Source organism: Escherichia sp. WS3227_2 (assembly GCF_046486495.1).
Lineage (GTDB): Bacteria > Pseudomonadota > Gammaproteobacteria > Enterobacterales > Enterobacteriaceae > Escherichia > Escherichia coli.
Genome location: NZ_JBJQLG010000023.1, coordinates 1 through 11,950 on the forward strand (window position 1 = coordinate 1; position 11,950 = coordinate 11,950).

Sequence of the window (11,950 nt, forward strand, 5' to 3'; positions counted from 1 at the left end):
GCCGGGCGACAACATCAAAATGGTTGTTACCCTGATCCACCCGATCGCGATGGACGACGGTCTGCGTTTCGCAATCCGTGAAGGCGGCCGTACCGTTGGCGCGGGCGTTGTTGCTAAAGTTCTGGGCTAATTACACGTTAATTAGTTTCGAATTAAAAAGGGCGCTTCGGCGCCCTTTTTGCATTTGTTGACTGCATATCTTATTCGTACTGTCAGAACGAATAAATTATTCATATTTAAAATATCAATTCAATTTAATATTTTAAATATGAATATTTCTGTTTTTAAAATGCTTCATTTGTCAGGCTTTTTTCTTATTTTTAATGCCGTGCTTTAATTCATATTGAAGGGTTCTCGTAAAACGTAAATAATTCCTGCGTAGGACTTTTGTTTTGCAGTTTTTACGTCACAAGGGATTATAATGAAATTAAATATATTTACCAAATCTATGATTGGTATGGGGCTGGTGTGTTCCGCTCTGCCAGCATTGGCAATGGAAGCATGGAATAACCAACAAGGTGGCAATAAATATCAGGTTATTTTCGATGGCAAAATTTATGAAAATGCCTGGTGGGTTTCTTCTACAAATTGCCCGGGAAAAGCGAAAGCAAATGATGCAACTAACCCGTGGCGTTTAAAGCGTACCGCGACAGCTGCTGAAATTAGTCAGTTTGGCAATACACTTTCCTGCGAAAAGAGCGGTAGCTCATCTTCTTCAACTTCGAATACGCCTGCATCCAATACGCCGGCTAATGGCGGTTCGGCTACACCAGCACAGGGCACTGTTCCGTCTAATTCTTCTGTAGTTGCCTGGAATAAACAGCAGGGCGGTCAGACCTGGTATGTCGTCTTTAATGGTGCGGTATATAAAAATGCCTGGTGGGTAGCCTCTTCTAACTGCCCGGGTGATGCGAAAGGCAATGATGCCAGCAACCCATGGCGTTATGTTCGTGCCGCTACGGCAACGGAAATCTCAGAAACCAGTAATCCACAGTCCTGTACTTCAGCACCACAGCCTGCACCGGATGTGAAACCGGCACCGGACGTTAAACCGGCTCCTGATGTTCAGCCAGCCCCAGCTGATAAGTCAAACGACAACTATGCTGTCGTAGCCTGGAAAGGTCAGGAAGGTTCTTCTACATTGTACGTTATCTACAACGGCAGCATTTATAAGAACGCCTGGTGGGTAGGCGCGGCAAATTGCCCAGGCGATGCGAAAGAAAACGATGCCAGCAACCCATGGCGTTATGTTCGCGCGGCAACAGCAACAGAAATCAGCCAGTATGGTAACCCAGGCTCCTGTTCCGTTAAGCCGGATAATAATGGCGATGCTGTGACTCCGGTTGATCCAACTCCGGAAACACCGGAAACTCCGGTGACCCCAACCCCGGATAACAACGAGCCATCAACACCAGCGGATAGCGGTAACGATTACTCATTGCAAGCGTGGAGCGGCCAGGAAGGTAGCGAAATTTACCATGTTATCTTCAATGGTAATATCTATCAGAATGCCTGGTGGGTTGGTTCTGAAGATTGCCCACGGGGTACCAGCGCTGAAAACTCCAATAACCCATGGCGTCTCGTGCGTACAGCTACCGCTGCGGAATTGAGTCAGTACGGTAACCCGACTACCTGTGAAATTGATAACGGCGGCGTCATTGTTGCGGATGGTTTCCAGGCCAGCAAAGCGTACAGCGCGGACAGCATCGTAGATTATAACGATGCACATTATAAAACTTCTGTCGATCAAGACGCATGGGGCTTTGTCCCAGGCGGTGATAACCCGTGGAAGAAATACGAACCGGCGAAAGCATGGTCCGCATCCACTGTGTACGTGAAAGGTGATCGCGTTGTTGTTGATGGGCAGGCTTATGAAGCGCTGTTCTGGACGCAAAGTGACAACCCTGCTCTGGTTGCGAACCAAAACGCCACCGGTAGCAATAGCCGCCCGTGGAAGCCGTTAGGTAAGGCTCAGAGCTATAGCAACGAAGAGCTGAATAATGCGCCGCAGTTTAATCCAGAAACGCTTTATACCAGCGATACGCTGATTCGCTTTAACGGTGCGAACTACATTTCTCAGAGTAAAGTGCAGAAAGTTTCTCCTTCTGACAGCAACCCGTGGCGTGTTTTTGTTGACTGGACCGGAACCAAAGAACGTGTAGGTACTCCGAAGAAAGCGTGGCCGAAACACGTTTATGCACCGTATGTTGACTTTACGCTGAATACGATCCCGGATCTGGCTGCGCTGGCTAAGAATCATAACGTCAACCACTTCACGCTGGCGTTTGTGGTGAGTAAAGATGCGAACACCTGTCTGCCGACATGGGGTACCGCTTACGGTATGCAGAATTACGCTCAGTACAGCAAAATCAAAGCTCTGCGTGAGGCTGGCGGCGATGTGATGCTGTCTATCGGTGGTGCTAATAACGCTCCGCTGGCTGCTTCCTGTAAGAACGTAGACGATCTGATGCAGCATTATTATGACATCGTTGATAACCTGAACCTCAGAGTCCTGGACTTCGATATCGAAGGCACCTGGGTTGCGGATCAGGCATCTATTGAACGCCGTAACCTTGCTGTGAAGAAAGTGCAGGATAAATGGAAGTCAGAAGGCAAAGATATTGCTATCTGGTACACCTTGCCAATTCTACCGACTGGCCTGACGCCGGAAGGGATGAATGTCCTGAGCGATGCCAAAGCGAAAGGTGTTGAGCTGGCGGGTGTGAACGTGATGACAATGGACTACGGTAACGCGATTTGTCAGTCTGCAAATACCGAAGGCCAGAACATTCACGGTAAGTGTGCAACGTCTGCGATTGCCAACCTGCATTCACAATTGAAAGGCCTCCATCCCAACAAGAGCGATGCAGAAATTGACGCTATGATGGGTACTACGCCGATGGTTGGCGTGAACGACGTTCAGGGCGAGGTGTTCTATCTCTCTGATGCTCGTCTGGTCATGCAGGATGCGCAGAAGCGTAATCTCGGTATGGTTGGTATCTGGTCAATCGCGCGCGACCTGCCGGGCGGCACTAACCTGTCTCCGGAATTCCACGGCTTGACTAAAGAACAGGCACCGAAGTACGCATTTAGCGAAATCTTCGCGCCGTTTACTAAGCAATAAATGTGTTGGCGATACCTTCCGGTATCGCCGCATTTTTTGTCAATGGGCTACTTTTGGTAGCCCATTATTTTTATTCATATTTCTATTCTTTGCTTAAAAAAGAGTCTTTTCGTAATTGAAATAAGAACTATTTTCATTTATTTTTGAAGAAAGTATACGGGAGTCTCTATGTACGTTTGTCTTTGTAATGGTATCAGCGATAAAAAAATTCGTCAGGCTGTGCGCCAGTTTTCCCCTCACTCGTTCCAGCAATTAAAAAAATTTATTCCGGTCGGCAATCAGTGCGGTAAATGTGTCCGGGCCGCGCGTGAAGTGATGGAGGACGAATTAATGCAGCTGCCGGAGTTTAAGGAGTCCGCATAAACGGAGTGTGTTTTTTGACTTACTCGTAAGCCGTTCTACGCTTCAAAGAGTGGAAGCGAAGGAGTCAAAAAATGAAAGGTGATACTAAAGTTATAAATTATCTCAACAAACTGTTGGGAAATGAGCTTGTCGCAATCAATCAGTACTTTCTCCATGCCCGGATGTTTAAAAACTGGGGTCTCAAACGTCTCAATGATGTGGAGTATCATGAATCCATTGATGAGATGAAACACGCCGATCGTTATATTGAGCGCATTCTTTTTCTGGAAGGTCTTCCAAACTTACAGGACCTGGGCAAACTGAACATTGGTGAAGATGTTGAGGAAATGCTGCGTTCTGATCTGGCACTTGAGCTGGATGGCGCGAAGAATTTGCGTGAGGCAATTGGTTATGCCGATAGCGTTCATGATTACGTCAGCCGCGATATGATGATAGAAATTTTGCGTGATGAAGAAGGCCATATCGACTGGCTGGAAACGGAACTTGATCTGATTCAGAAGATGGGCCTGCAAAATTATCTGCAAGCACAGATCCGCGAAGAAGGTTGAGCCGTGTCGGGAGGGAGAACCCTCCCGGTTAATAAGAGATCCAGGCCAGATACCCCAGGTTTATCATGCTGCCGAGCGCAAGCCACGGGCCGAATGCGATAGTGGTTATAGTCCGGCGTTGCAGCAGTTGTGAAACGATGGCGTAACCAATGCCACCCAGCGAGGCAATCAGCAGTATCATTGGCAACGTTTGCCAGCCACACCATGCGCCTGCAGCGGCCAGTAGCTTGAAATCACCGTAGCCCAATCCCTCTTTGTGACAAACTAACCAGACGCCCCAGTAAACACACCACAGCACCCCATAGCCCGCTACCGCGCCGTAAACCGCATCATGTAAATCAATTAATCCATACTGCGCATTAAATACCAAGCCAAGCCAGAGCAGCGGTAAGGTGAGTTTGTCGGGCAGGAGCTGAGTGCGAAAATCAATAACACTGAGCGTGAGTACGAAACAGAAATAGAGAAAGAGTGCGCCAGTCACGATGGGCGTGAAAGGTGCCAGGACGCAGGCGATAGCAGCAGCAACGCAAAGTATCAGGGGCACTGTATCATGCCAGGCATATTTTTTTTGCCTGAAATGAACCAATACCTGGCGAAACGTTAACGCCGTTTTATCCTCCAACGGCGAGAGGTGATAGGCCATGGCATTAACAAAATAACCTGCAATAAAACCAACCAGAATGAAGAGCGGCAGTAGCATTGCCATTATTGTTGCTCCCTGAAGGACAAATGCTTGAGGGTGATCTCTTCGTTTCCGGCAAGAGTAAACTGAAGATCTTCAATAACAATACCGTGTGTTATCTGTGCCGTAGTGAGCCAGCGGGAGACGTTTTCGAGGGGAGCTGTGACAGGATGAATTGTCAGAGTATTGTCCGGACCGTTTTCCAGCGTGATAGTCAAATTCTCACGTTTTGCTTCCTCGAGAAGGATATTTTTGATGGGCTGCGTAAGCGCAGGATGACCAAGTAAACCATGGGTGCTCGCTTGATCCTGCATCCATTTGATGTCCTTCTTAATTTTTTGCGCGTGGGACTGATGCTCTGCAATGTAGGTATCTATCGGTTTTATCACCCCAAGCCAACAAAAAACGCCGAGCGAGAGAACCGCCAGTGCCGCAACGATCTGTTTTTCCGATGTGGATTTTTCTGCCCACCATGATTTAATCATTTCCCTGAGTTCCTTACTGTCCATACACCACTGACCGGATCTTTTTCTGTTTTTTCCATCGGAAGCCAGGACTGTGTTAACTCACAGAAACGATCGATATTGGCTTCACTCTTAGCACTCATTTTTAAGGTCAGCGACTTTTGCTTCTGGCTATAGTTCGCCTCCATTAACTGCAGTTCAGGGTGTTCCAGCAGAAGTGTTTGTAAATGATAGAGCAACGGCACAGCTTCAGGATATTGCTGAGCGAGTTGCTGCTTAAAGTAAAAACGAAAGTTGTGGGTGCGTTTGATCTGCGGGAAATAACGTTGCCAGGTTTCTTGCTGTTGTTGCTGAAGTTGATCTTCAATCTTAAGCGTTTGCCAGAGCGCGATGCCCCGGCTGCCAACAAAAGAAAGAATGGCGAGAACGAGACAGCTTACTGCCAGGCGGGCGAGCCATTTTCCCGATTTGCTTACAGTTTTCTGTTTACGAAAAACACCATGCAGCATGTCATAGCGCTGGAATGCAATATCGGCAGAATACAAACTCAGTGATGGTATTTCAGGATGCTGGATAAGTGGATTGGCCGCTGCAACGCCGTGAGGTGCTACACCATAACAAAGCATATTCTCAGGCGGAAACTGGGCAGCAAGATGCTGTAACCAGTGTTCATCCAGTTCGTTGAAGGCATGTGCGGCACTGCGAATAAGCCAGCTTGTTTGCTGGTTAACCAGAGTCCAGCTATCTACTTCCCAGGGAAGATAGCAGCCATCTGGCAAAACCCGCGTCACGTTGAGTCCGGCAGTATGTAAACGCTCAAGATAGCGACTGAGTTTCTCCGACTGAATGCCTATCACCTCGACACTTTCGTTTTGTTTATCGACAACCGTCCAGTGCCAGTCCTGGGTGTTGTCGGGTAACGTCTCCTCTGCCAGCCATTGCAATGTTTGTGCGGTGAGTTTGTATTTGGCGTTGGGCAGCGTGAGGGAACGATATAAAAGGCCCTCTGGTGGGATCAAAAGATGAACATTTCCGGCACCGGGCTGATCCGCCAGCGACTCCAGCGGAAGATCGTCTGTGAGCGTATGTACCGAAGATACGCTATCTGCGGAGAACGTCATCCATTCCCAATGCTTACGCAGCGTCGAGGAAGAACGTATGACCATCAACGATTCAGGCATCACGATCCTTATGATTAGTAGAGTTGCAGCGTACGCCGATAGATTTGGGCGCTCTGCTGTTTACGGTTGAAAAAAATATGGCTTTGCCATCCTTGGGATTGTTCGTCGCTGATACTTTCCGTACTCAGCGTAAAATAGCGGCTATAGGGAAAAAGATGCCCTTTCACTTGAGCTACCAGAGGCTTCACGCCGGAGAAATCCTGCTGCGCCCAGTAAAGAAATGCATCCGTGGTTAGCCAGCCTTCCCTCGGCCTTTTTTGCAATAAGACCCGAGCGTCAGCATCCGTGATGTTATTGAGGAATAACGCTCTGAAGAGCGGAATATCGTTCTCCGTTAGCATATTAAGATTGATGCTAAGTTCCGTGGTCGGGAGAACGCAGACATACGGGATAAGCCGCTGATAGATGTTTTCGGTTATGCCTTTTATCTGACGCAATTCGCCGGTCAGAAAAAGCATCTGATTGGCACTATGCCGGGGCGGCGTCTGGCTTTGGTAAAAGTTATCTTCTGCGCCGTGAAAGCGTGGTGAGTCATCGACATCAATATAGTCAGCGATTGATTGCACGATCTCATCGGTGTTTCCGCGATCGATACCGGCGTTAATCAGCAGCGCACTGAATACCTGGGCGGGGAAATCAGGGGAAGCCAGCGGGTCGTCAGAGATTTTTGCTAACGCATTGAGATTAAAACAGTGCTGGGCATCGCGTAACTGCCACTTCACTGTATTGCCATTTTCCAGCTGCAACTGTTGCGGTTGTGCCCAGTACTGCTGCAACGTGGTTTGTCTGTCGTTATCTTTAACGTCCTGGGTGAGGCTGGCAAGCGCAAGTTTCTCCGCCAGTTCAATATCATATTGCCGTTGCAAATGATGGTTTACCTGGCGGGTTCGCTGAAGCTGGCTGTGAAAACTGAGCGTCATGTCTGCTGCCAGAGCAGCCATGAGCGCCAGTAACATGAGTACAATGAGCAGCGCGACGCCGCGTTGTTCATTATTCATGGTTATTATTCCCGGCCTGCGTCTGAGCTGGCGACTCTTCTCTCGCTAACTGCTCAGGTAATGCAAAACGGCGCTGTAACACCCCATATTGCTGAGTCTGCAGATGTAACGTGACTGAGAGAGGAAGTTCCTGGCTTTCCCCGCTGTTACTTTCCAGAAGAAAGCTCTCGACATGTTCCAGCATCGCCTGGGCGGGTTGATCCTTCCTGCCATCCACAGAAGTACGAACAGCACGGTAGAGCGTATGATTTCGTAGATACCAGTGAACTGTGAGTAAGGTTTGTGCTTCACTGAGAGGAGCCAGCGGATCACGACTTTGCGTGGTAAAAATAGCTTCTTCACCCAACACCATGATCTTGTCCGTACTCCGATTCCTCCGGGCGACCAATTGCAGGAGATCGTTATCAAGAATGGTGATGGTGCGCTGTAGCTGATTGAACTGCTGGATTTCTTTCTGTGAGCGTTGATGTAGCGTAGACGCTTGCGAAAAAACCATAAACGCCAGCACGCCAAGCATTGAGAAGATCGCCAGCGCCGCCATGACTTCCAGCAATGTGAAACCCTGTTGGCGATTAATCATCTTGCGCCTGCCCGGATCTATCATGGATGCTCTGATAACGAGTCAGAGCGGTTTTCTGACCGTTGGGTAACATCACCGTTATGGTGCGTTCCAGAAGCGTGCCGTCTTTGCTTGAATGGACATCGCTGCGCCAGTTCCACTCTTCGCCATTAATTATCTCTTTGCCTGAACTGGACGTGTTTTCATCGTTGAATGTATCTTGCGACTTAAGCTGGTTATCTGCGATCCACAGCGCCAGCGTCTCATTACGCATCCGCTCGATGGCATTTCGTTGCCCTTGCATACTGCTCATTAAAGTCAGAGCAACAGCGGTGAAAATACTCATCGCCAGTAAGACTTCAAGCAGTGTCACCCCTGATTGTTTGTTCATGGGTGGGTATCTCTGGCGAGCATTTGATCCAGGGGCCATGAGCCTGAACTGACTAACGTCAGGAGCGGCTCACCGGTCCCTGCGTTAGCCATCAACAAAGAGAAGGGCGTGATTTGTCCGTCGGCCAGAACCACCACCTGCGGTTGGTTGCTGTCATCAGGTTTAAATGGCTGAAGTTGAATTGAGAGTTCTTCACCCCAGTCATTTTTGCTCTCGTCTGCGGCATCTTCTTGTAATGGAACCCAGCGCCAGGCTGATGGTGTTTTGCCCGGTACCATAATGCGCCATGCTGAATCAGAGAAATGGATACCGACAGGCTGACCACTGAGCGTGGCGCGGTCGATGGCTAATTCAAGTGCAGCGGTAAACCGCGCCGCTGTTTCGCGCGCACGAGTGCTGGCGGTATCTTCCCGACCATATGTGAAGAGCACCACACTTGCCGTGATAGCGACCAGCGCCAGCACCAGCATCATCTCCAGCAGGGTAAACCCGCGTTGCTGATTCATCGCTGACTTACTTTTTCTTCTTGCTCAAACCCCAGTTGGTGATGTCGTCCTCGGTTCCCATTTCACCATCGGGCCCTGCTGAAAGCAGATCGTATGCACCATGTTCACCAGGATTAACGAGGACATAATCATTGCCCCAGGGATCGGCAGGCAGACGCTTGATATAACCTTCTTTGTTATAGTTTGCGGCCAGCGGTGGTAGTGTCGGTGCTTCGACTAAGGATTCAAGTCCCTGATTTGTGGTTGGATAGCGATGATTGTCGAGCTTGTACATATCCAGGGCGTTTTCCAGCGCCACAATATCGCTGACGGCTTTTTGCTTATCCGCCTTTTCTTTATTGCCCATCAGGTTGGGAACCACCAGGCTGGCAAGTACGCCGATAATGACGATCACCACCATAATTTCCAGTAATGTAAAACCGCGTTGCTTATCCGTTGCGCGCATATGATTTCCTTAATTAATCATTGAGTTAAGTTGAAGAAGAGGTTGGAGTACCGACACGACAATAAACAGGACGATCAGTGCCATCGTAATAATGAGTGCTGGCTCGAAGATGGAGAGCGTTAAGGCGATCCGATTTTGTTGGAGTGTCTCCTGGTTATCTGCGGCCCTGACCATCAATGTGCCGAGCTGCCCGCTTTTTTCGCCAGAGGCCACCATGTAGAGCATCATCGGCGGGAAGATTGCGGTTTGTTCCAGCGAAAGATGAATGCTGTTACCCTGCCGAACGTTTTCTGCCGCATTTGCCAGACGCTTGCGGATTTCGAGGTTGCTGAGACTTTCGGTGGACAAATTCATCCCATCCAGCAGAGGGACGCCGCTGGATTGCAAAATACTTAAAGTGCGGAGATAGCGTGCGCTGTTAATGGCGCAAATCAGCGGGCCGATGAGTGCAACGCGCAGCAACATGGCATGAAAACGGTGGCGGTTATTGCCGCGTTTTAACCAGAGCCAGAAACCTACAGCGACAATAAACACTGTCGCTAGTAATGTTGGGCCGGTATGTTGCAACGTGTCGCTCAGACCTAAAAGAATGCGTGTACTCAGCGGCAGTTGCTGCTTCATATGCACGAACTGTTCGGTAATTTTGGGCACGACAGCAGTGAGGAGAATAATCACGACCACAATCGCCACCGCAGTCAGCATGCAGGGGTAGATCAGCGACTGAATGAGTTTGCTGCGGATTTTCTGCCGATTTTCATTGTAATCAGCCAGTTTTTCCAACACCGGGGCCAGCAGCCCGCTCTTTTCGCCCGCTTTAACCAGGGTACGGTAGAGCGAATCGAAAAGCGTGGGAAAATGTTGTAACGCATCGGAAAGGGGATGCCCTTCAAGGATGGCGCTGCGTACCTGATTTAACACATCAGCCAGTCGTTTATTACTGCTTTGTTGACCGATTACGGCAAGGCTCTCTTCCAGAGGTAATGCCGCTGCGCTTAAGGTTGCCAACTGCCGGGTGAAAAGCGTCAGTTCACTATGGCTGATCCTCGGGCGACGTGTTTTTACTCCCGAACTTTTTTGGGGGCGAATATCCAGCAGGAAAAGCCCTTCTTCACGCAGCCGCAGTCGTGCCTGACGTTCATCGTTAGCATCAATGATCCCTTGCAATTTTTGACCATCCTGGGTCATGGCGCGATAGCGATAATTCATGCTTCGCTCTCCAGCGTGGCACTGGCGACGCGCATAACCTCATCCCAGGAGGTGTCACCGCTTATCACTTTTTGCAGGCCATTTTTGATTAAGGCATTGTGTTGTTGCCGGACCAGTCGCTCCAGTGCTTGTTCATCCACATTTTCATGAATAGCGGCCCGTAATTCCGGCGTCACCACCATCATTTCGTGGATCGCCATGCGCCCCTGATAGCCGGATTGATGGCAATAAGGGCAGCCTACGGGAGTGCCAATTGTTGTCACCGCGAGCTGATGATATTTAAACATCTGCGCTTGTTGGGGTGATACGGGCGTGAATTGTCGGCATTGCGGACACAGGCGACGAACCAGACGTTGCGCGATAATCCCTGCCAGGGAAGACGAAAGCAGGAATGATTCGACGCCCATGTCGCGGAGCCGGGTCACTGCGCCTGATGCGCTGTTAGTGTGGAGTGTTGAGAGTACCAGATGGCCGGTGAGCGAGGCCTGAACCGCAATCTGCGCAGTTTCTGTATCACGAATTTCCCCCACCATGACGACATCCGGGTCCTGGCGAAGTATGGCGCGCAGGCCGCGAGCGAAAGACATATCCACACGGGTATTCACCTGCGTTTGTCCTATGCCTTCCAGTTCATATTCCACGGGATCTTCTACCGTCAGAATATTGCGGCCGGGAGTATTCAGCGCCGAAAGAATGGCGTAGAGCGTGGTACTTTTACCGGAGCCTGTCGGTCCGGTCACCAGGATAATACCGTGTGGAAGCTGGATGAGATTTTCTAAATCCTGTTTATCCGCTGCCGTCATCCCCAGGTTGTTCAATGAAAGCTGGAGGCTGTTTTTATCCAGCAGACGGAGCACGGCGCGTTCACCATAGATGGACGGCAGTGTGGATACGCGGACATCTATGTTACGTCGCCCGATACGCAAACTAATACGTCCATCCTGTGGAATACGTTTTTCGGCGATATCAAGACGAGCCATGACCTTAATTCGGGAGATAAGCAGTGCCGCCAGTTTTTTGTTTGGCTGTAAAATTGTCCGCAAAACGCCGTCGATGCGAAAACGGATCGACATTGTTTTTTCATAGGTTTCAATGTGGATATCGGAGGCGGTTTCTTTGATGGCCTCACTCAAAATCGCATTGATCAAGCGGATAACCGGTGCCGCTGAATCTTCATTCAGGAGATCTTCATTTGCGGGCATCTCTTCCGAAAGCGAGAGAAGATCGACGGATTGATCGATATCCTGCGCAATCTGTTGCGACTCACCGGTATTCTGATGGAACACCGCTTCCAGCCGGGCTTCAAAATCAGCCTGTGACAAGCTGGTCATGGTCTGGCACTGGCCAACCTGACGTTGAATATCGAGTAACCGTTCGAATGGCGTATCGGCGAGATAAATAATCTCGCCCTCTGAATAGAGATAACCAATTCGTTGTGCCAGCGCCCAACTGGCGGGGTACGGTGAGTGAATTCTCATAAGAA

General features: G+C 49.5%; 13 protein-coding genes and 1 pseudogene. 4 read left to right on the forward strand and 10 right to left on the reverse strand.

The features are described from left to right. The 4 genes and pseudogenes from tuf to bfr all read left to right on the forward strand — a co-directional run. Positions 1-130, forward strand: a pseudogene (gene tuf / locus ACJHXB_RS22610) (elongation factor Tu); the annotation flags it as partial. A 291-nt stretch (positions 131-421) separates the two neighbouring features. Beyond that, the gene (gene chiA, locus ACJHXB_RS22615) at positions 422-3,124 is read left to right on the forward strand and encodes a bifunctional chitinase/lysozyme (RefSeq protein WP_000773171.1); all 2,703 of its coding nucleotides are present in this window, start codon (positions 422-424) and stop codon (positions 3,122-3,124) included. Between the two features lie 168 nt (positions 3,125-3,292). After that, positions 3,293-3,487, forward strand: coding sequence for a bacterioferritin-associated ferredoxin (gene bfd / locus ACJHXB_RS22620; RefSeq protein WP_000289085.1), 195 nt, complete (start codon positions 3,293-3,295; stop codon positions 3,485-3,487). Between the two features lie 71 nt (positions 3,488-3,558). Then, positions 3,559-4,035, forward strand: coding sequence for a bacterioferritin (bfr, locus tag ACJHXB_RS22625; protein ID WP_000675504.1), 477 nt, complete (start codon positions 3,559-3,561; stop codon positions 4,033-4,035). A gap of 28 nt (positions 4,036-4,063) precedes the next feature. Here the strand turns inward: bfr and gspO are convergent, their stop codons facing one another. Genes gspO through gspE form a run of 10 tightly spaced genes read right to left on the reverse strand, consistent with a single transcriptional unit; the run spans position 4,064 to position 11,945 of the window. Further along, positions 4,064-4,741, reverse strand: coding sequence for a prepilin peptidase GspO (gspO, locus tag ACJHXB_RS22630; protein ID WP_001241107.1), 678 nt, complete (start codon positions 4,739-4,741; stop codon positions 4,064-4,066). After that, positions 4,741-5,202: a type II secretion system protein GspM gene (gene gspM / locus ACJHXB_RS22635; RefSeq protein WP_001389811.1), complete on the reverse strand. Its 462-nt coding sequence runs from the start codon at positions 5,200-5,202 to the stop codon at positions 4,741-4,743. Before gspM ends, gspO begins: the two co-directional genes overlap by 1 nt. Further along, positions 5,199-6,362 (reverse strand): type II secretion system protein GspL, encoded by a 1,164-nt coding sequence (gspL, locus tag ACJHXB_RS22640; protein WP_001115232.1) that lies wholly within the window; start codon positions 6,360-6,362, stop codon positions 5,199-5,201. The genes gspM and gspL overlap by 4 nt, the downstream gene beginning before the upstream one ends. A gap of 14 nt (positions 6,363-6,376) precedes the next feature. Next, the gene (gene gspK, locus ACJHXB_RS22645) at positions 6,377-7,360 is read right to left on the reverse strand and encodes a type II secretion system minor pseudopilin GspK (protein ID WP_001058526.1); all 984 of its coding nucleotides are present in this window, start codon (positions 7,358-7,360) and stop codon (positions 6,377-6,379) included. Further along, the gene (gspJ, locus tag ACJHXB_RS22650) at positions 7,353-7,940 is read right to left on the reverse strand and encodes a type II secretion system minor pseudopilin GspJ (RefSeq protein ID WP_000610627.1); all 588 of its coding nucleotides are present in this window, start codon (positions 7,938-7,940) and stop codon (positions 7,353-7,355) included. Before gspJ ends, gspK begins: the two co-directional genes overlap by 8 nt. After that, positions 7,933-8,310, reverse strand: coding sequence for a type II secretion system minor pseudopilin GspI (gspI, locus tag ACJHXB_RS22655; RefSeq protein WP_001041753.1), 378 nt, complete (start codon positions 8,308-8,310; stop codon positions 7,933-7,935). Before gspI ends, gspJ begins: the two co-directional genes overlap by 8 nt. Continuing rightward, a complete protein-coding gene (gene gspH, locus ACJHXB_RS22660) occupies positions 8,307-8,816 on the reverse strand; it encodes a type II secretion system minor pseudopilin GspH (protein WP_001076042.1) in 510 nt (169 codons plus the stop codon). Before gspH ends, gspI begins: the two co-directional genes overlap by 4 nt. A 7-nt stretch (positions 8,817-8,823) precedes the next feature. Next, entirely contained in the window at positions 8,824-9,261 is a 438-nt protein-coding gene (gene gspG, locus ACJHXB_RS22665; protein WP_001202877.1) for a type II secretion system major pseudopilin GspG, read from the reverse strand. Between the two features lie 9 nt (positions 9,262-9,270). Then, complete coding sequence (gene gspF, locus ACJHXB_RS22670; RefSeq protein ID WP_001109559.1) at positions 9,271-10,467, reverse strand: type II secretion system inner membrane protein GspF; 1,197 nt, start codon at positions 10,465-10,467, stop codon at positions 9,271-9,273. After that, entirely contained in the window at positions 10,464-11,945 is a 1,482-nt protein-coding gene (gene gspE, locus ACJHXB_RS22675) for a type II secretion system ATPase GspE (RefSeq protein WP_001219899.1), read from the reverse strand. Before gspE ends, gspF begins: the two co-directional genes overlap by 4 nt. Positions 11,946-11,950 lie beyond the last annotated feature (5 nt).

Bases quoted from the DNA above. Each gene is read 5' to 3' on its own strand.
- chiA (WP_000773171.1), top strand. From the start codon at position 422: ATGAAATTAAATATATTTACCAAATCTATGATTGGTATGGGGCTGGTG.
- bfd (WP_000289085.1), top strand. From the start codon at position 3,293: ATGTACGTTTGTCTTTGTAATGGTATCAGCGATAAAAAAATTCGTCAG.
- bfr (WP_000675504.1), top strand. From the start codon at position 3,559: ATGAAAGGTGATACTAAAGTTATAAATTATCTCAACAAACTGTTGGGA.
- gspO (WP_001241107.1), bottom strand. From the start codon at position 4,741: ATGGCAATGCTACTGCCGCTCTTCATTCTGGTTGGTTTTATTGCAGGT.
- gspM (WP_001389811.1), bottom strand. From the start codon at position 5,202: ATGATTAAATCATGGTGGGCAGAAAAATCCACATCGGAAAAACAGATC.
- gspL (WP_001115232.1), bottom strand. From the start codon at position 6,362: ATGCCTGAATCGTTGATGGTCATACGTTCTTCCTCGACGCTGCGTAAG.
- gspK (WP_001058526.1), bottom strand. From the start codon at position 7,360: ATGAATAATGAACAACGCGGCGTCGCGCTGCTCATTGTACTCATGTTA.
- gspJ (WP_000610627.1), bottom strand. From the start codon at position 7,940: ATGATTAATCGCCAACAGGGTTTCACATTGCTGGAAGTCATGGCGGCG.
- gspI (WP_001041753.1), bottom strand. From the start codon at position 8,310: ATGAACAAACAATCAGGGGTGACACTGCTTGAAGTCTTACTGGCGATG.
- gspH (WP_001076042.1), bottom strand. From the start codon at position 8,816: ATGAATCAGCAACGCGGGTTTACCCTGCTGGAGATGATGCTGGTGCTG.
- gspG (WP_001202877.1), bottom strand. From the start codon at position 9,261: ATGCGCGCAACGGATAAGCAACGCGGTTTTACATTACTGGAAATTATG.
- gspF (WP_001109559.1), bottom strand. From the start codon at position 10,467: ATGAATTATCGCTATCGCGCCATGACCCAGGATGGTCAAAAATTGCAA.
- gspE (WP_001219899.1), bottom strand. From the start codon at position 11,945: ATGAGAATTCACTCACCGTACCCCGCCAGTTGGGCGCTGGCACAACGA.